The 20,111-nt window shown below is 25.7% G+C and carries 19 protein-coding genes and 1 other annotated feature; of the genes, 16 read left to right on the top strand and 3 right to left on the bottom strand.

The genetic code is table 11. From position 1 onward, the window contains the following. The first annotated feature begins 619 nt into the window (after nucleotides 1–619). The 4 genes from AZI32_RS10230 (at nucleotide 620) to AZI32_RS10215 (ending at nucleotide 5,665) form a co-directional block, all read left to right on the top strand. Nucleotides 620–1,105 (top strand): RNA polymerase sigma factor SigX, encoded by a 486-nt coding sequence (locus AZI32_RS10230; RefSeq protein ID WP_061995741.1) that lies wholly within the window; start codon nucleotides 620–622, stop codon nucleotides 1,103–1,105. Between the two features lie 4 nt (nucleotides 1,106–1,109). Continuing rightward, a complete protein-coding gene (locus tag AZI32_RS10225; RefSeq protein WP_061995740.1) occupies nucleotides 1,110–2,030 on the top strand; it encodes a zf-HC2 domain-containing protein in 921 nt (306 codons plus the stop codon). 250 nt (nucleotides 2,031–2,280) lie between these two features. Next, nucleotides 2,281–3,633 (top strand): VanW family protein, encoded by a 1,353-nt coding sequence (locus AZI32_RS10220; RefSeq protein ID WP_061995739.1) that lies wholly within the window; start codon nucleotides 2,281–2,283, stop codon nucleotides 3,631–3,633. A 484-nt stretch (nucleotides 3,634–4,117) separates the two neighbouring features. Then, entirely contained in the window at nucleotides 4,118–5,665 is a 1,548-nt protein-coding gene (locus AZI32_RS10215; protein ID WP_061995738.1) for a VanW family protein, read from the top strand. A 69-nt stretch (nucleotides 5,666–5,734) separates the two neighbouring features. Here the strand turns inward: AZI32_RS10215 and AZI32_RS10210 are convergent, their stop codons facing one another. Next, complete coding sequence (locus AZI32_RS10210; protein WP_061995737.1) at nucleotides 5,735–6,220, bottom strand: hypothetical protein; 486 nt, start codon at nucleotides 6,218–6,220, stop codon at nucleotides 5,735–5,737. Nucleotides 6,221–6,454: 234 nt separating this feature from the next. Here AZI32_RS10210 and AZI32_RS10205 point away from each other — a divergent pair, with 234 nt between their 5' ends. Together AZI32_RS10205 and AZI32_RS10200 are read left to right on the top strand one after the other, a co-directional pair. Beyond that, nucleotides 6,455–7,096, top strand: coding sequence for an HDIG domain-containing metalloprotein (locus AZI32_RS10205; RefSeq protein WP_061995736.1), 642 nt, complete (start codon nucleotides 6,455–6,457; stop codon nucleotides 7,094–7,096). 73 nt (nucleotides 7,097–7,169) lie between these two features. After that, nucleotides 7,170–8,156 carry a biotin--[acetyl-CoA-carboxylase] ligase gene (locus AZI32_RS10200; RefSeq protein ID WP_061995735.1) on the top strand — a complete coding sequence of 329 codons (987 nt, stop codon included), beginning with the start codon at nucleotides 7,170–7,172 and terminating at the stop codon, nucleotides 8,154–8,156. 91 nt (nucleotides 8,157–8,247) lie between these two features. Here the strand turns inward: AZI32_RS10200 and AZI32_RS10195 are convergent, their stop codons facing one another. Further along, nucleotides 8,248–8,742, bottom strand: coding sequence for a metallophosphoesterase (locus AZI32_RS10195; protein WP_061995734.1), 495 nt, complete (start codon nucleotides 8,740–8,742; stop codon nucleotides 8,248–8,250). A 316-nt stretch (nucleotides 8,743–9,058) separates the two neighbouring features. On the opposite strand from AZI32_RS10195, the gene AZI32_RS10190 reads away from it, so the two are divergent. From AZI32_RS10190 to AZI32_RS10150, 9 genes are all read left to right on the top strand, one after another. Continuing rightward, complete coding sequence (locus AZI32_RS10190) at nucleotides 9,059–9,316, top strand: hypothetical protein (RefSeq protein ID WP_061995733.1); 258 nt, start codon at nucleotides 9,059–9,061, stop codon at nucleotides 9,314–9,316. 77 nt (nucleotides 9,317–9,393) lie between these two features. Beyond that, on the top strand, nucleotides 9,394–10,071 hold the full coding sequence (locus AZI32_RS10185) for a hypothetical protein (RefSeq protein ID WP_061995732.1): 678 nt from the start codon (nucleotides 9,394–9,396) through the stop codon (nucleotides 10,069–10,071). Nucleotides 10,072–10,406: 335 nt separating this feature from the next. Beyond that, nucleotides 10,407–11,909 (top strand): YjjI family glycine radical enzyme, encoded by a 1,503-nt coding sequence (locus AZI32_RS10180; protein WP_061995731.1) that lies wholly within the window; start codon nucleotides 10,407–10,409, stop codon nucleotides 11,907–11,909. After that, complete coding sequence (locus AZI32_RS10175; protein ID WP_061995730.1) at nucleotides 11,899–12,741, top strand: YjjW family glycine radical enzyme activase; 843 nt, start codon at nucleotides 11,899–11,901, stop codon at nucleotides 12,739–12,741. The genes AZI32_RS10180 and AZI32_RS10175 overlap by 11 nt, the downstream gene beginning before the upstream one ends. A 187-nt stretch (nucleotides 12,742–12,928) precedes the next feature. After that, nucleotides 12,929–13,178 (top strand) — a binding site (T-box leader). Nucleotides 13,179–13,301: 123 nt separating this feature from the next. After that, a complete protein-coding gene (gene asnS, locus AZI32_RS10170; RefSeq protein ID WP_061995729.1) occupies nucleotides 13,302–14,693 on the top strand; it encodes an asparagine--tRNA ligase in 1,392 nt (463 codons plus the stop codon). Nucleotides 14,694–14,999: 306 nt separating this feature from the next. Next, on the top strand, nucleotides 15,000–16,163 hold the full coding sequence (locus AZI32_RS10165; RefSeq protein WP_061995728.1) for an SAM-dependent methyltransferase: 1,164 nt from the start codon (nucleotides 15,000–15,002) through the stop codon (nucleotides 16,161–16,163). Between the two features lie 248 nt (nucleotides 16,164–16,411). After that, nucleotides 16,412–16,816, top strand: a complete 405-nt coding sequence (locus AZI32_RS10160) for a YtxH domain-containing protein (protein ID WP_061995727.1) — start codon at nucleotides 16,412–16,414, stop codon at nucleotides 16,814–16,816. 198 nt (nucleotides 16,817–17,014) lie between these two features. Further along, nucleotides 17,015–17,350, top strand: a complete 336-nt coding sequence (locus AZI32_RS10155; protein ID WP_061995726.1) for a hypothetical protein — start codon at nucleotides 17,015–17,017, stop codon at nucleotides 17,348–17,350. A gap of 315 nt (nucleotides 17,351–17,665) precedes the next feature. Next, on the top strand, nucleotides 17,666–18,523 hold the full coding sequence (locus AZI32_RS10150) for a YitT family protein (RefSeq protein WP_061995725.1): 858 nt from the start codon (nucleotides 17,666–17,668) through the stop codon (nucleotides 18,521–18,523). A 122-nt stretch (nucleotides 18,524–18,645) separates the two neighbouring features. Here the strand turns inward: AZI32_RS10150 and AZI32_RS10145 are convergent, their stop codons facing one another. Next, entirely contained in the window at nucleotides 18,646–18,816 is a 171-nt protein-coding gene (locus tag AZI32_RS10145; protein WP_010293161.1) for a 4Fe-4S binding protein, read from the bottom strand. Between the two features lie 496 nt (nucleotides 18,817–19,312). On the opposite strand from AZI32_RS10145, the gene AZI32_RS10140 reads away from it, so the two are divergent. After that, nucleotides 19,313–20,053, top strand: a complete 741-nt coding sequence (locus AZI32_RS10140) for an SDR family oxidoreductase (protein ID WP_061995724.1) — start codon at nucleotides 19,313–19,315, stop codon at nucleotides 20,051–20,053. The last annotated feature ends 58 nt before the right edge of the window (nucleotides 20,054–20,111 follow it).

Here is a 20,111-nt window from a genome sequence, read left to right as displayed (position 1 = left end):
AAAAAATCTATCAATATAATTTGCTTTGCAAATTTATAAAAAGGTACGTTGAGAATTACTAGGAACGAAGTGAGTAGCAATAACCACAACTGTTCACTATTCACTCTTAACTTTTAACTAAAATAATTTGTTAGTTATTGATAAAACATTAATTTGAATTTTCTCATTTGATAAATGAATAAGTTTAAGATTTAATTTGGAACCCTATATAATAATGAAAGGAAAATATAAAAATAAAAGAATAAAAAAATAAAATGAAAAATGTGTTATAAAAATTATAAATCTGGGTTCTATATATATGAGTATAAAAAATTATAAAAGTAAAATAAATATTTATAAGTATTTAAAATGGAAACTATACTTGTGTATATATTTAGGAAAATAAACTTGCATTTAAATTTATTCAATAACTTTAAAATGTTTTTATGTAAAATGTAGTGTTGAACTTTCTAAGTGTTTCCGAGCATGTTTCGCTATTTCGGGTGTCCAAGTTTTCAAATGAATAATTTAGAAAATCAACTTGGAACCTTATCGATTGATAACTAAAAATATAAAAATCAAATTAGGAATTAAACAAAGATAAACATTACAAATAGAACTAGGAGAGGGTTTAACATTTATGGAATTTGAAAAATTATTTAAAGAGTATTATGTGTATGTTGTTAAGCAAGTTATGAAAATTGTTAAAGATCAAACTATAGCTGAGGATTTATCGCAGGAAGTGTTTATGCAATTATACAAAACAAATTGGAATGAAATTGAAAATATTACAAGTTGGTTTAATAAATCAGCTATATATGTTTCATATAATTATTTAAGATCAGAAAAAAGACATAAAGCACGTATAGAAAAAGTAGGTAATTTTATAGAAGAGGATATTGAGATGGTTGATGAACAATACATTCGAAAGGAGGAAATTGAAAATGTACGGACTGTTATGGAAAAATTAAAAGAACAAGATAAAAAACTTTTATTGTTGAGATACTCAGGACTTAAATATAAAGAAATAGCAGAGATACTACAAATAGAAACAGCTAATGTTGGAACAATGTTAGTTAGAGCTCAGAGAAAATTTAGAGATGTTTATAAGGAAAATTGGAGGTAAAAATATGAAATGTTATGATACAGGAATATTACAATCATATATTGATGGGGAACTTTCACCAGAAATGATGAAAAAAGTATCCAATCATTTGGATAAATGTAAGGTTTGTCAGAGTGAATTTGATAAACTACTAGAGTTGAATCAATGGGAGATTGAACTAAGAAATCAAGATATACAAAGAGATCCAATTGATGTTGAAAAAGCATGGAATAAATTAGAATATAATTTAAACAATCAAAATATAATTAGTAAAATTAGAGGAGTATTTATGAATATGAATAAGAGCAAATTGAAAAAAATTACTACAGTTACAATGGCAGCATTAACGATAATGGCTTTACCTATGGCAGCAAAAGGAGTACAGAGTTTATTTTCAACTTATGTGTTAGAAGATTCTATTGTTAATGAAACATTAGTTAGGGAAGATGGAACAGTTGTTGATGGAACTAAAGATGGTCAATTTCAAACTTTAGATGAGAAGATTACAGACAAAGACATTACGGTTCATTTAACAGATTTATATGTTTCAGAATCTAGAGTATCTGTTAACTATAGAATAGAAGATAAAAATGGAAATCTTGTACCTATTGAGTATGATACAAAAGGATTAGACTTAAAAGATGATGGCATTAAAGATGGAAAGCAAGTGGATGATCCTGAATATTATTTAGATAAAAAAGAAGGTACATTCTCAGTACTTACATTCCTACAAAGTGAAGAAGGTCGTTCACCTTTTGAATTATTTAAAGATGGAAATAAATTAGAGATTGGTGTTCGTGAGCTTGGAGAGAAAACAGAAGGAACTATAACATTTGTTGGCTTTAATCCTTTGGAGTATCCTGTGAATTTAGATATTAACATTAATAAAATAGGAAAAGTTTCAGGTTCATGGAATGGACAAATTGAAATTAATCCCAATAAATAAGTTCCAGGTAAGTATCAACAATTGGTTATAAAATAAGATATAAAAATAGAATTATAATTTAATAAGGGTATAAATTTAAAAGAATATTTATAAAATAAAAAGCATTATTCATAAGAATGGTGCTTTTCTATTCTATAATAGGATGTTGAGTAAATAAAATTGGAAAAAAATTTCACTGTATATTATAAATATATATACTAAAAATATTTATAATGGATTAATAAAAATATTTTTAGTGAGGTGAATATTAATGAAAAGTAATAAAAGAAGTATGTTTATGATAATATTAGGAATTATAATATTTTTTTTAATAGCAGTTATATCATATTATGGTTATGTTAAATCTAATGTAGATAAATATGAATCTATAATATATCCTAATATAAAAATTCAAGGTTATGATGTAGGTGAGCTCACTAAAGATGAGGCAATAGAATTATTAGATGCAAAATTTGAGATTCCTTTAGAAAAAAGTGCTATAACTATGGAATTAAAAGGTGATGAAATTACTATTCCTTATAAAGATATAAAGGCTAACTATGATATTAATAAAGTTGTAGAGAAGGCATTTAATTATGGAAAAGATAAAAATATTTATGAAAAATACAAGCTTATAAAAAAGCCACAAGAAGTAAATTTAAATTTAAGCTTTACTCATGATAAAAATATAGTTGCAGCCATAATAAATAAATTACAGGAAAACCTAAACAAAGAAAGTGTAGATGCAAAAATTTCACTAATTGATGGAAATTTTATAATAACCCCACATATAAATAAAGAAGAAATAGATAAAAATACAATTTTGATGGATATAGAATCACTTATAATATCCAATAGAAATTTAAATGCAAAGTATAATATTAAAGTTACAGAAAAAACTCCGAATATAACTACAGAGAAATTAAAAAGTATAGATAAACTTATAGGAAGTGCGAGAACTAAAATATCTCCAGGGGATGATGGTAGACATAAAAATATAGAACTTTGCACTAATAGTAATAATGACATACTAATAATGGATGGAAATGCATATAGCTTTAATGAATTAATTGGAAATACTACTGCTGAAAAAGGATATGTTTCATCAAAGGTAATAATAGATGGAAAACTTGAAGATGGAATTGGTGGAGGAATATGCCAAGTATCTACAACACTTCATAATGCTATATTAAATTCTGGAATAATACCTACAGAAAGAAAAAATCATGATATGCCTGTAAGATATACTAACTTAGGGATGGATGCAACAATAGCTTATGATTATATAGATTATAAATTTTCTAACACATTAGGATATCCTATATATATACAAAGTTACATAGAAAATGACGAGGTGGTTTTTAATATATACTCTAATAATTCTTTAAAAAATAGAAATTATGAGTTTTTACAAGAAGTTTATTGGGAAAAGCCAATAGAAACAGAATATATAATTGATAATACAATTGATATTGGTGATATGAAAATTAAAAATCCAGGTAGTATAGGTTATAAAGTAAAAACTTATAGAAATGTATATGAAAATAGTGAATTAATAGAATCAAAACTTTTATATGATGATTATTATAAACCGGTTAATAAAGTTATTCTAAAGCATGAGTAGCTCTAAAAGTTATATAGATAAGAAAAGTAAAATTTAAGCCTAAATGTAAATTAAAAAAATTGTATTAAGTTTATAGATTTTAAATCTACATAAGATAAAACTTTTGACAAATATTTTCAAAAGTTTTGTTTTTAAGTTAAATATTAATTTAAATAAGAAAATCAAAGATAATTTATAAAATTATTTAAAATCAGTTAAATTTGTAATAATTATGACACTGGAAAAGTGTTATGTATATGGTATACTTATAGATGAAATTATGATAAATTTATTTAATAGTTATTATAGGAATTTAAAATCACCGATTAACTTATAGTTGAAAGATTTTAATTTCTAAAAGGGTTATGATAAGATTATAGTTCTTTAATAAAGCTAACTTTAAAATGATAATAAATATTAAAAATCAACAGATAAATTAAAGTTTTGGCTTGTTTCACTATAATACTTTAAGTTTTTTTAAAAATTATGAAAGGAATTTTATTATATGGGCGAGGACTTAAAAAAAGATAAAAAATCAAAAATTAAAAAATTAAAAAATAATAAAAAACTAAAAATTGGAATGGCAATTTCTGCATTAGTAGTAGTTATTGCTATAGGTGGTGGAACTGCATACGTTAAAAGTACAGTTTCTAAATATGAAAATGCTATATATCCTGGTATGAGAATACAAGGTATTGACCTTTCAGGAAAAACAAAAGAAGAAGCTGTAAAAATTATAGACCAAAATTATAAAGCTAATATGGAAAAGAAGAAGATTGTAGTAAAATCAGGTGGAAAAAGCTATGATATAAATTATAAAGATTTATCTTTAAAGTTTGACTACGAAAAAACAGTGGAGGATGTCCTAAAAGAAGGTAAAAACAATTCTACATTTGAAAAGTTTAAGATGATAAAAAATGGTGAAGCAAAAGATCATGAGATTAAATTTACTTATGATGTAAAGCCAATAGATGAAAAAATAAATGCTATTGCAAGTGAGCTTAATAAACCTAAAACTGAAGCTACTATATCTGGTTATGGCGGTAATTTTGATATAACACCAGAACAAGTAGGATCTAAGTTAGATACGGAAAGCTTAAAGGCAGAAATAATTAATAAAATGACTAAATCTAGTGCTTCTGAAAAGGAAGTTGTAGTAGAAGGTAAAATGGTAGAGGACAAGCCTATCGTTACTAAAGATGAGTTGGCTAAAATAGATACTTTAATATCAACTTATAGTACAAACTATAGTCCTTCAAATTATAATAAAAGTGTAAACATTGAACTAGGAGCTAGCACTGTAAATGGAACATTATTAATGCCTGGAGAAAAATTTAGTTTTAATACAATAGTAGGAGATACTACACCGGATAAAGGGTATATGTCTGGAATAGAAATAGTTGGTGATAAATTAGAAACTGGATATGGTGGAGGAATATGTCAAGTTTCAAGTACTCTACATAATGCAGTTTTAAAAATGGGTATTTTACCAGATTCTAGATTAAATCATAATTTGCCAGTATCTTATGTTCCTTTAGGATTAGATGCAACTATATCTTATGGTGGAGTGGATTATATATTTACTAATTCTACCAAGTATCCAATATATATAGAAGGTGTTGCAGGTGGAGGAACAGTTACTTTTAATATGTATTCTAACTCATCTGTAAAAACATCTAAAAGGTATGAATTTACTAGTGAAGAATATGATACAATACCAACAACTACAGAATATAAAGATGACTCTACACTGGCAGCAGGCAAAGAAGAGGAAGTTCAACATGGATCTATTGGTCATAAAGTTAAGGCCTATAGATTAACATATGAAAATGATGTATTGGTAAACACTGAGTTAATAAATACTGATACATATCAACCGTTACCTACAATAATTAGAAGAGGTACGGCAAAGGCTGAAACAAAAAAAGAAGAAACTAAAAAAGACGAACCAAAAAAAGATGAACCTAAAAAGGAAGAATCTAAGCCACAAGATTCAAAGCCAGATGATTCTAAACCAGAAGAATCAAAACCTAATGAATCAAAACCAAATTAATAGGTATATAGATTAAATTAAAAGAGCGTCCAGTTATAAGGATGCTCTTTTAATTTAAAATAATATATATTAATGTTTGATATTGCTAATAATATTTATAAAAAAGAATATTATTATGAAAGCAACAAAAATATCTATAATACCTTTTGTAAAAGATGAGGCTATGTTAAATACCACTAAAAGACTTTGTCTTAAAGAATATATTCCATATTGAAAGATAGATATTGTTGAAATTATTAAAGTTACGATGCTTCCACCTATACATAAAAGTAAAGCTATTTTCTTTAAAAAAATAGTATTTTCTTTATTAAGTTCAAGTATTTTAAGCATTATAAGAATGGTAACTCCTATTATTAAAGCTTCTAAACTATTAATAAAAATTAATGATGTTGATAAAAAATAACATAATAAAATCAATGATTCTGTTTTTAGTTTAGTTATTTTTTTATGGGAAGGTAAAAATATTTTTCTTGTTGAAAAAGTTATTCTTAAAAATAAATCAAAAATAAATAAAATTAATAATATATTATTTATAAATAATGCAATATTACGCAATAGATATCACCTCAATATTAATGAAATTTAAATTGGAGCTTGTTTCCCTATATGTATGATAAAATAATAGTCAATTTTAATTCAATTATAGTTTATGCACATAATAAAAAAATAGGTATATATATATTTAGAAATTTTTAACAACAATTAACAACTTAAATTAAATTATTAATTATAATACAACATTCTAACTATAATGTAAAATATATATTTATATAGAAAGAAGGTAATTTTATGGATTTAAAAAGAAATTTTACTGAATTTGAAAAAGTATTACTTTCTATGGAAAAACCATCTACTTATTTTAATGAATTAATTGAAAAAGGTGAATTTCCAGAGGAATATCCTTTTGATATGATTAGTGAGTTAAAAGATGTTCCTCAATCTAAAGAACATCATCCAGAAGGTAATGTATGGAATCATACTATGCTAGTTGTAGATAAAGCAGCTGTTTTAAGAGAGAAAAGTAAAAATCCAAGAGCTTTTATGTGGGCAGCATTACTTCATGATATAGGAAAAAAACCGACAACAGTATTAAGAAAAGGAAGATATACTGCTTATGAACATGATATAGTTGGGGCCAAAATGGCAGAAGAATTTTTAAAATCATTTACAAATGATGAAAAATTTATAGGTACAGTAAAAAATTTAATTAGATATCATATGCATATATTATTTATAGTTAAAGATATGTCATTTAAAGATGAAAAAGGAATGATTAAGAATGTTGATTTAGATGAATTGGCACTACTAGGTCTTAGTGACAGATTAGGTCGAGGATTTATAAGTAAAGAAGCAATTGAAAAAGAATATAAAAATGTTAAAATATTCTTAGAAAAGAGCAATAAAATAAAAAATAATAGTAAGAATGAATAGTTTTAATATAACCGGTCTAAAAATTAATTTTTAACAATATTTTTAGAAGAAAAAGTGGAAAGGACGTTATTTTGTGAAAGAAAAGATATTAAAAGCTTTAAAAGAAAATCCAGATAAGTTTTTATCGGGAGAAATGTTGAGTAAGGAACTAGGAATAACTAGAGCAGCTATTTGGAAACATATAAATTCCTTAAAAGCAGAAGGATATGAAATAGATTCTGTTTCTAAAAAAGGATATAAATTAATAGATGTTCCAGATTTACTTACTAAAGATGAAATCTTGCCACGTTTAAATACAAAATATATAGGAAAAACATATGTTTATCATTCTAAAATAGATTCTACCAATAAAAAAGCAAAGGAATTAGCTACAGATGGGTTTGATGAAGGAACAATTGTTATTAGTGAAGAACAAAGCTTAGGACGAGGTAGGCTTGGAAGGGTATGGTATTCACCAAGAGGAAAAGGCATTTGGGTTAGCATTATATTAAAACCTAATATACCAACTATGATGGCACCAAGAATTACACTTATTGGTGCGGCAGCAGTACATAGTACATTAGAAGAGTTTGGCATAAAAAGCGAAATAAAGTGGCCTAATGATATAATATTAAATAATAAAAAAGTCTGTGGAATATTAACAGAGATGAGTGGGGAAATGGATAAACTTAATTATATCGTTATGGGAATAGGTATAAATGTAAATACAGAAGAAAATGAACTTGAAAATGAATTAAGTAAAATTGCTACATCATTAAAAATAGAATATGGGAAAGAAGTATGCAGAAAGCAATTACTTTGCAGTTTATTGAAGCATTTTGAGGATTTTTATGATGATTTTAAAGAATATGGAACCTTAGAAAATGTAATAAACATATGTAAGAAGAATTCAATTTTAATTGGAAAAGAAGTAAAAATAATTTATTATGGAAAAGAAGTTGCTGCTAAAGTAATAGATATAGAAGATGATGGAGAATTAATTGTTAAGTATGATGATGGTACTGTGGGAAAAGTTCTTTCAGGAGAAGTTAGTGTTAGAGGTCTATATGGATACGTTTAAAAATGTTTTAGAATAGTTTAAAGAAAATTATATAAAATAAAAAGGGCGAATTCTAAAATTATAAATATTATTTTAGACGCCCACTTTTATTTTATTCAGTAAAAAGTTTTAAATTAACTTCTATTCCAGAGGGAAGTAAATCTAAAATTATATATGAATAAAATCTTTCTTTTCTTTTACTAGAAGGAGAGCCAGGATTTATAATTAAGGTTTTGTCTCTTGTTGTAATGAAGGGCTTATGACTATGACCAAAGATAATTATATCTAAGTTTTCATTTTCAAAAGTTGCATATACATTATCTAAGGTTGTTTTATTATCTCCATGACCATGGTAAATACCTATTTTGTAATTTTCTAAAGTAATAATTTCTTTTTCTTTTAACACTTGTCTTGTTTCCTCTTTATCGTTATTACCGTACACTGCAATAACATTAAAATGTTTTTTTATATAAGGAAGAGTTTTAGAGTTAGTAAAATCCCCGGCATGGATTATTAAATCAACATCTTTTAATTTTTTTTCTATTAAATTTTCTATTTTACTCAAATGCTTTCTAACATGGGTATCAGATATTACTGCTACTCTCAAATTTATATCACCACCTTATTATAGTGTATATAGGGAAATAATCGTAAATTTAAATTTTTTTATTAGATGTATATTAACTTGTAGATTTTACAAAATAAATCTATTAATTTTATCTTATTAAAGTATACTATTATATGTTACTTTACATATAATGTAATAAAAGGTGCTTAAGATGTTTTTTTACATAATATATGGTATTATATACTAGTATGTATAAAGTGTGTATGTTAAAACATATTACCTTATTCTTAGGGTATATAGTATGTTTATTTTAAATTATAAAATATTATAGTGTACTCTAATGGAGGATTATAAAATGCTAATACTTAACTTTTATTTAATTACTGTTATATTTAGTATGTTAACAATAATGCTTATATTTTATGCGCTTAATAATAATGAACAATTTCAATCAAAAATGTTCGATATGATGTTGAATAATGAAAATATTGAGGATGATGATTCTAATGATTTTATTGATTTCATTATATCTATATATGTATTGATACCTATTATAAATATTATAGCGTCTATAGCATTATTGACAACCTTATATAGCAAGAAGAAAAATTAAATGCTACAAATTAAAAAGAGTTTGTAGCATTTTTGTTGTATAAAAAATTGAAATTTGTGTTTTAGGATGGGATAAAAATGAAAACAATTGGACAAATGAAAGAAAAAACTATACATAGACAGTTAAAGGAAATGTATTCTGAAGAAGCCGGAGAAATAGAAGTTACATATTTGGATTATATTGTTGATGTAGTAAAAGATCATATCATATATGAAATTCAAAGTAAAAATTTTTATAATATAAAAGAAAAAATAAAAAAACTTTGTGTGGAAAATAAAGTAGTACTAGTACATCCTATAGCAGTTGAAAATACTATAATAACCTTGAATAAAAAAGGGGAAGTTATAAGGAGAAGAAAGTCACCTAGAAAGGGACGGGTGGAAAATATTTTTGATGAATTGGTTTCTGCTCCAGAGTTCATCAATGAAAAAAATTTAACTATACAGATATTACTTATATCAAAAGAAGAATTTAGAATTGATGATGGAAAAGGATCTTGGAGAAGAAAAGGTATATCTAAATTAGATAATAACCTAGTGGGAATCTTTGAAACTATAAATTTAAATGGACCCTATGATTATCTGAGATTTTTATCTAAAAAGAGTGTGAATTTTACCAATAAACAATTGGCTAGTGAATTAAATATTTCCATAGGAATTGCTAGAAAAATTACATATACACTTAAAAAAGCAAGTATTCTAGATGGAAGTGAAAAGATAGGTAGAGAAATTTTATACAAAATAAACAAATTTTAATATTATAAACAGTTGTTTAAAAAACTCGATATTTGTAGTATAATGAAGAAAATAGTGTATCACAAAAATGAAAGTATACTACACGGTAATCTTTTAAATATATTAATGTTGTGCATTTTAACAAAAATGTATTTAAATGTATAAAATATTTAAAATAGTGAATTATTTTAAAACACTAATTAATAAAATGTACTAATTAATAAAAGTTATTGAAAAGTGTGAAAAAAGAAATTATACTTAGTTTAAAGAATAACTAAATATAAAAATAATACTAATTTATTATTTTTGAAGATGCATTAAACTAAAAATTTAAATGTGATATGGAGTGATTAAGTATGGATATGGAAAAAGAAGTACTTTCAATTATTAAAAATAATACATTAACTTATCAAATGAAAGTTATATCTTTAGCAAAACTAGCTGAAAATAGTATTAATATATTAAACATTAGTGATGATATAAAAAATTATATGGATGAAGGTGTAATTTGTGACTTATGGGAAGGCAATGCACCATACAGACCTAGATATATAGTTCCAGATTATGAAAAATTTATGGTGGAAGGTAGTGAGTTTCTAGGCATAAAACCACCAACAAATATATGGGAAGCAACTCACAGTTTATTAATGCTTTATAAACATGTTCCATCAGTGACTACATTCCCAGTCTATGTTGGAAACTTAGACACACTTTTAGAACCCTTTGTTAAGGATGAAGAAGAAGCATACAATGCAATAAAATTATTTTTAATGCATATTGATAGAACAATAACAGATTCTTTCTGCCACGCAAATATTGGCCCTATGGATACTAAAGCAGGAAGATTAATTTTAAAAGCAGAAAGAGAACTTCAAAATTCCACACCTAATATAACATTGAAAGTTGCTGAAAATACGCCAGATGAACTTATGGTAGAGGCTGTTAATACTGCACTTAGTTGTGCAAAACCAAGTTTTGCTAACCATGAAATGTTCACTAGTGATTTAGGAAATTACGCAATAGCAAGTTGTTATAATGGATTAAATATTGGTGGTGGAAGCTATACTTTAGTAAGGTTAAATCTTGCAAAACTTGCACCAAAGGCAAAAAATATAGATGAATTTATGAACGAACTATTACCAAAATCAATTCAATCTATGTTAGAGCTTATGGATGTTAGAGTGAACTTTATTGTGGAGGAAAGTGGATTTTTTGAATCTAATTTCTTAGTAAAAGAAGGATTTTTAAATAAAGACAATTTTACTGCAATGTTTGGAATGGTTGGACTTGCAGATGCTGTAAACTATTTTGTAGGCTCAGAAAAGCAAGAAGATAGATTTGGATATTCAAAAGAAGCTAATGATTTAGGAATAGAAATTATAGAGAAAATGCAAGAGATAGTAAACCTACATACAAATGAGCATTGCAAAGCAACAGATGGAAAGTATGTATTACATGCTCAAGTAGGTCTTGATAGTGACAAAGGAGTAGCTCCAGGTTGTAGAATTCCAATAGGAGAAGAACCTCCAATACATGAGCATTTAATTCAAAGTGCTCCATATCACAAATATTTCCCATCAGGAATAGGTGATATATTTAAATTTGATGAAACAGCTAAGAGAAATCCTAAAGCTATAGTTGATATTGTTAGAGGAGCATTTAAGTTGAATTTAAGATATATTTCATTATACTGTGCTGATTGTGATGTAATAAGAATAACTGGATATCTTGTAAAAAGATCTGATATAGAAAAATTAGAAAAAAATGAGCAAGTTCTAAATGATACAGTTGTCTTAGGATATGGAGCAGCTAAAAATGCTAAGATATTAGAGAGAAGATTAAGGAAAAATGAAGAATAATAAAGCTTTAGTAAATAAAATAATTCCATTTAGTTCTGTAGACGGAGAAGGAAATAGAATGGCAATATTTTTACAAGGGTGTAATTACAATTGTTTGTATTGTCATAATCCAGAGACTATAAATTTATGTATAAACTGTGGTAAGTGTGTTGAAAGTTGTAACTATGGTGCACTTACCATGGTTGATGATAAAGTTAATTATAACAGGGCTAAGTGTAAAAATTGTGATTGTTGTATAGCTGCCTGTGATAGAAATAGTAGTCCAAAAGTTTTGGAAATGACTGTAGATGATATTGTTAAAGAAATAGAAAAAGTTAAATTCTTTATATCAGGAATAACAGTATCCGGTGGGGAGTGTACTCTTCAAAGTGAATTTCTTTTAGAATTATTTAAAGTGGTTAAAAAAATGGGTTTAACTACATTCATAGATACAAATGGATCAACAAGATTATATGAGAATCAACAGTTGTTAGAAGTAACAGATAAAACTATGATAGATTTAAAAGCCTTTAATTCGAAAGAAAACAAAGAACTTGTAGGACTTGGAAATGAAATGGTTTTAAAAAACATAGAAGAGCTTGCGAAAAAAGACAAAGTCTATGAAATAAGAACAGTAGTAGTTCCAGAACTATTGGATAATGAATACACTATAGATATGGGAAGTAAACTTATATCAAAAATAGATAACAATATAATTTATAAATTAATAAAATTTCGTAGTTTAGGGGTAAGAGAAGAACTTTTAAAAGCATATACACCTAGTCAAGACTATATGAATAAATTAAAAGAAATAGCATTGAAAAATGGAGTTAAAAATGTTCTAATTGTGTAAAAATAATTTTTAAATTTAAATAAAATTAAATTTTAAAATATATAAAAATACATGAGTTTGACATTAATATTTAAAAAATAGCGCATAATATTATGTCAAAATAGAAAAAATAAATTTAAAATAAAAGATTTTCCACTTGACATTTCAATTGTGTCAATATAAAATCATATATAAATAAAGCAAATAAATAAAAACTATGAAGAGAAGAGTATATATAAGAGGTAATCTTAGCGAGTTGGTGGTGGTGAGAGACCAATATGAAACTTATATAGAAGAACATCTCAGAGTTTCTAACCGAAATTGTTATGAAAGTAGGCTTAGACGGAGTCAAACCGTTATAAATTGAACAGTATCGATTAATATCTGTACTGATGATAAGTTGGTCATTTTATGACAATTTGGGTGGTACCGCGGAATTGTAACCTTTCGTCCCTTTTATTAGAGGATGGAAGGTTTTTTTATATTTAAATTTATATTAAAGCTAAAAAATAAAGTTAATTAGATTAAAAATAGATACATAAGTAAAGATTTTTAATCGCAATTTAAAGGAGGATATAGATATGGAAAAAATACTTGTAAAACAACTTTACAGAGAATCTGAAAAATACGCAGAACAAATGATTTCAATAAGTGGATGGATTAGAACTTTAAGAGCTTCTAAAAACTTTGGTTTTATAGAAATTAATGATGGAACTTTTTTCAAAAATGTTCAAGTTGTATTTGAAGAAGGATTAGAAAATTTTAAAGAAGTATCAAAATTAAGTATTAGTTCATCAATAACAGTAGAAGGAAAATTAGTTTTAACTCCAGGAGCTAAACAACCTTTTGAGTTAAAAGCTGAAAAAATAGAAATAGAAGGATTATCAGATGCAGATTATCCACTTCAAAAGAAAAGACATAGCTTTGAGTTCTTAAGAACAATAGCTCATTTAAGACCAAGAAGTAATACTTTCTCAGCTGTATTTAGAGTACGTTCATTAGTAGCTTTTGCTATACACAAATTCTTCCAAGAAAGAGGATTTGTTTATACTCATACTCCAATAATTACAGGAAGTGACTGTGAAGGTGCAGGAGAAATGTTTAGAATTACAACTATGGATCTAAACGATATTCCTAAAACAGAAGGTGGAGAAATAGATTATAAAGAAGATTTCTTTGGAAAAGAAACAAACTTAACAGTTAGTGGTCAACTTGCAGCAGAAGCTTATGCATTAGCATTTAGAAATGTTTATACTTTTGGACCAACATTTAGAGCAGAAAACTCAAACACAGCAAGACACGCTGCTGAGTTCTGGATGGTAGAGCCTGAAATAGCGTTTGCTGAGTTACAAGATGATATGGAACTTGCAGAAGATATGATTAAATATATCATAAGCTATGTATTAGAAAATGCTCCAGAGGAAATAGAATTCTTTAACAGCTTTATCGATAAAGGATTAAAAGAAAGATTAATACATGTTGCTACATCTGATTTTGGTAAAGTATCTTATACAGAAGCAATAGATATACTAAAGAAATGCGGAAAAGAATTCCAATATCCAGTAGAGTGGGGAATAGACTTACAAACAGAGCATGAAAGATACTTAACAGAAGAAGTATTTAAAAAACCTTTATTTGTAACTGATTATCCAAAAGAGATAAAAGCATTTTATATGAGATTAAATGAGGATCAAAAAACTGTTGCGGCTATGGACTTATTAGTACCAGGAATAGGAGAAATAGTTGGAGGAAGCCAAAGGGAAGAAAGATTAGATGTACTAGAATCTAGAATAGAAGAATTAGGACTTAAAAAAGAAGATTACTGGTGGTACCTAGAATTAAGAAAATACGGCGGAACTAAACACGCTGGATTCGGACTAGGATTTGAGAGAATGATAATGTACGTAACAGGAATAAGCAATATCAGAGACGTAATACCATTCCCAAGAACTACAGGAACTGCAGAATTCTAATATAAAAAATATTAATGATAAAAAGCTTTGAAATGAAATTTATGTTTCATTTTGAAGCTTTTTTATTATATTTTTCATATAATATTTAAATTTTTTATTATTACATAATGTAGTGATAAATTAAAAGAAAAATGTTTTATTGGAATAAAGTAGCTTATTTTTATAAACATAGATTAAAAATTATAAAAAATGAATTAAACAAAATTACAAAATATAAATTATTGAATTAATATTTTAATTATGATATAGATGAGTTATGTTATAATAAATAAGTTAAATTAAAAATAAATAATAAGGTGTGTTGATATGGAAGATTTAAGAAATACAATTGAAGAAATTTTAAATGAAGAAATTATAAAAATAGTTATTAGTAATAGGATTAATAAAGATGTTAAATATAATAAGATAAATTTTACATTAAAAGAAAACAGTAAAGGTGAGTATTATCAAATAGAGCAGTATACAGATAAACAAGTATTTCATGAAAATATTGAAAAAAATATGCTAAAAGAAAAATTATTAGAATGCATGAATTCTGATTATAAGCAAATGTCAGCATGGTCCACGGCAAGTAATTTTGAAATGAAAGTATCTAAAAAGGGAAAAATATTTTTAGGAAAAAAGAAAAGTGATAACTCAAAGCTTATTAATAAAAGCCATAATAAAGAAAAAAATTACATACTTAAAGAGGGAATGATTATTGAACCACTTATTGATTTAGGTGTTTTCACTAAGGAAGGTAAAGTGATTAATTCTAAGTATGATAAGTATAAACAAATAAATAGATTTATAGAGATTATTGATGATGAAATAAAGAAAAATAATTTTGAAGAACTTACAGTTTTAGATTTTGGGTGTGGTAAATCATATTTAACATTTGTATTGTATTATTATCTTGTAGAAATTAGAAAAATTAAAGTTAAGATGATAGGATTAGACCTTAAAGAAGATGTTATAAAAAAATGTAATGATATAGCAACAAGGTATGGTTATAATGATTTGCACTTTGAACTTGGTGATATAAATGGATTTAAATATAATAATAAAGTTGATATGGTAATTACATTACACGCTTGCAATACTGCAACAGATTATGCACTTTATAATGCAATAAAATGGAATAGTAAAATGATTTTTTCAGTTCCTTGCTGTCAACATGAGTTTAATGATCAAATGAAAAGTGAAAATCTAAATATATTAACTAAATATGGAATAATACAAGAAAGAGTTGCTGCACTTATGACAGATGCAGTTAGGGCTAATCTATTAGAAGCGGCCGGATATAAAACTCAGCTTTTAGAATTTATTGATATAGCACATTCACCTAAGAATATATTAATTAGAGCATCAAAGGCCAATATAACTAATAACAAAAAAGAAAAAGCTTTAAATGAAGTTAAGGCATTAATTAAAGAATTTAATTTTAATCCAACTTTACTTAATTTGCTTAAAAAAGATGATTTGATTTAAATTGGATATAAGGCTTCTTAATTATTTTAAAGTTTTAGGAAATATTATTTTTCTTAATTTAAAATAGAGTGTTAATAAATAAGTTATAAGTAAATATATTAGCAAAATATTCCTAAAAATATTTACTTGTGATAAAATATAAATAATACATATTTTAAAGTACTTATTGTTTATACTCGGTTTAATTAGTAATATTAAGTATATTTAAGTGTAGAATTAAGCAAGTGGCAAAGGGAGGAGATTTTAAAATGGGGATGATATCTAAAATGCAAAAGAGAAAAAAAGAAGAGAAAAAAAAAGCAAAAAGAAAACAAAGAGGGATAGCAGCTACTACTGCATTAATTGGATCTGTTATAGGTGTAGTAGGTGGAATTTTATTTGCACCTAAACCAGGAAAAGAGACTAGAAAGCAAATTAAAGATAAAGCTAAAAGTGCTAATGAAACTTTAAAAGGTAATTCAATTAAAATAAAGGACAATGTGTCAGAAGCAAAAGAAAAAATTAATGCTTATTTAGAGGAAAAGAAAAAACCAAATTTTTATGTTGAGAAGATAGAAAAATGTGAAGATATAGAATGTGAAGATATAGAATGTGAAGAAGATATTTGCAAAGAAGAAGCTTGCAAAGATAAAGTTTGTGAATCAGATATATAGGGAAACAAGCTCCCATTTAAATTTATTCATCAATCTTAAAATATTTTTTGTAAAATTTAGTGTTGAATTCTAAGTGATTCGGAGCGTGTCTCACTATTTTAGGTATCCAAGTTTTGGAATGAATAATTCTAAGAGTCAACTTGGAAACCTATAGAGGATTAAAAAAGAAAAATAAATAATAGAAATTAGGTGATTTAATTGTATATTTCTATAGAAAATTTATTTTTTATAATATTAAGTATTTTAGGGGGAACAGCTTTAATTTTCGTAATAATTTTCTTGAGTAAAGCTATAAAATTCCTACAAAATTTAAATAATGTTATAGAAAAAAATGAAAAAAATTTAGAAAGAACCATAAGTAATTTACCAGAAGCTACAGAAAATATTGTAACAATAACTGATAATTTTAAGGATGTAAGTGAAGTCGTTACAACGGTTACTGCAGAGGTAATTGAAACAAAGGATAATGTTTCAGAATATTTAAGGATAGTAAAAGATATAGTTGCTATAGTAAAAGATGTATTTATAAAGTAAAAAATCATGAGAAAAATCTCATGATTTTTTATTTCGTTTTTGTTAATTTTATATTAACAAAACGTAAAAAAACTGTGTACTAGCTTTGAAAAAAGTGTATAATTAAAGTATATGCTGAATTTGAAAAATTGAATAAATTATAAATATAAAAAATAGGGTTAATACTGATTTTATACTTTAATGTTTTAATGTGATGAGTTGAGTTGTTGTGAAAATAAATAGTTAACTACAAAAACAATTTAAAAAATATTTTTTAAAATTAAATAATAAATTTAAAAATATATTTTTATAAAAATGAAAAGGGAGGAGTTTTATATGGGATTAAACAAAAAAACATTTAAAGAATTCTTTTTTATAACAATAGGATTAATATTGTTAGCTGTAGCATTAACACTGTTCTTAGTACCAAATAATTTAGCTGCAGGTGGAATATCTGGTTTAGCAATAATAATTAATAGCTATATACCTACAATTGCAGTACCTATTATAATGTTAGGATTAGATGTTATATTATATATAATAGGATTTATATTTATAGGAGCAAGTTTTGGATTTAAATCTATATATTGTAGCTTGATGTTACCAATGTTAATGTCTATATTAGCTAAAATTTTTAATATTAATGGTCCAATTGTAGATGATTTATTTATAAATTTAATATTCGGAATAGTAATTGGTGCAATAGGAATGGGAATTATATTTAATCAAGATGCATCAACAGGTGGTACTGATATAATAGCAAAAATATTTAATAAGTATTTTAAGCTAGATATAGGAAAAGGATTGTTAATTACAGATTTTTTAGTAACATTAATAGCAATAGCAACTTTTGGACCGATGATAGGTATGTATTCCTTATTTGGTGTTATTATAAATGGATTCATGGTAGATTATATTATAGATGGATTAAATGTAATAACTAAGGTTGAAATTGTAAGTAACAAGGGTGAAGAAATAAAAAAGTTTATTATGGATGAATTAGGCAGAGGTGCTACTGTTTTTGAGGCACATGGTGCATATACAAAGGAGAGAAAAGAGGTAATAACTACAGTAGTTGAAAAAAAGGAATTTATAAAGCTTAGAAAGTATATAAAAGATATAGATGAGAATGCTTTTATAATAATATATAATGTTCATGAAACATTAGGAGAAGGTTTTGGAAGCTTAAAATAAAAAAATATATTAGTAGTTAGATAATTGTTTAACGCATTTTATGTAAAAGCTTGTCCAAATAAAAAAGACTGATATACATCAGTCTTTTAAACTATTAAGAAATAGTTTATAATATGTTAAAATTATTCTTGAGCTGGAGCTCCAACTGGACAAACGTTAGCACAAGCACCACAATCGATACAAGTGTTAGCATCTATAACATATAAACCATCTCCAGCACTTATAGCACTAACTGGGCATTCAGCTTCACAAGCTCCGCAGCTTATGCAAGTATCAGCAATTTTATAAGCCATAATCAAAAACCTCCCTTATTAATAATTCAACATTATAATACCATAAATTATGTTAATAATAAAGTGTTTATTTAAATATTTTGAAATAAAATAATCATAACATTTAAATAATAATAGTATTCAAATAATAATTATTTGTTGGCAATTTTAAAATATAATTTAATTTTTTGATAAATGGATAAATTTTATGAAATTTTTCATGTTAAAATAAAAGAAAGTTTAGAAGTATTAAAAGATTTAAAGCTAAATTTTTAGTTATATATTTATCAAATGAAAATTTTATAAATTATATAAAAATATATTAATCTTAAACTTGCCATTTTTATAGGGTTCTAAACTAAATTCTAAAGTTATTGAATAAATTTAAATTGGAGCTTGTTTCCCTATATAACACATTAATAGTTTTAGTTGAAGTGGATTTTATAATTAAAGTTTAGAACTTGTATACATATATATATGTATGTTAAAGATAAATATTAATAAAGGAAGTGTTTTTATGAGCTTAAAGGGTAAAGTAGCTATTGTTACAGGTGGTAGCAGAGGTATTGGAAAAGCTATCGTTTTGGAATTAACTAGATTAGGTGCTAGCGTGGTTATAAATTATAGCAAAGATGATGAAAGTGCTATTAGTACATTAGACGAAGTTAAGTCTTTAGGAGGATATGGGATACTAATAAAAGGAAATGTTTCTGATTATGATTTTTGTAATGAATTAGTAACAAAATGTTTGAACATCTTTGGTAAAATTGATATATTAGTAAATAATGCAGCTATATCTAAAGTAGGGCTATTTATTGATATGAAAGAAGAAGAATTTAACCAGTTAATAAACGTAAATGTAAAGTCCTTATTTAACATGAGTAAGAATGTAATGCCTCATATGATTGCAAGAGGATGTGGAAATATAGTAAATATATCTTCAATGTGGGGAAATGTTGGTGCATCATGTGAAGTTGCTTATTCAGCATCAAAAGGAGCAGTAAATATGTTTACTAGAGCATTAGCTAAGGAAGTTGCACCTATGAATATAAGGGTTAATGCAGTTGCACCAGGAGTAATAAAAACTAAAATGAATTCATGGCTTAGTAAGGAAGAATTAAATGATTTGCAGGAAGAAATTCCTATGGGGAGACTAGGGGAACCGAAAGAGGTTGCTAAGGCTGTAGCTTTTTTAGTATCTCAAAATTCATCTTACATAACAGGACAAATATTAAATGTAGATGGGGCTATAATATAAATATAATAAATTATAATTGAAATTTCACATTGAAAATAAATTGAAACAAAGTTATAGT

The organism is Clostridium sp. ATCC 25772 (assembly GCF_001573875.1).
GTDB lineage: Bacteria > Bacillota > Clostridia > Clostridiales > Clostridiaceae > Clostridium_J > Clostridium_J senegalense.
This window is presented reverse-complemented; position numbering and strand designations above follow the sequence as displayed.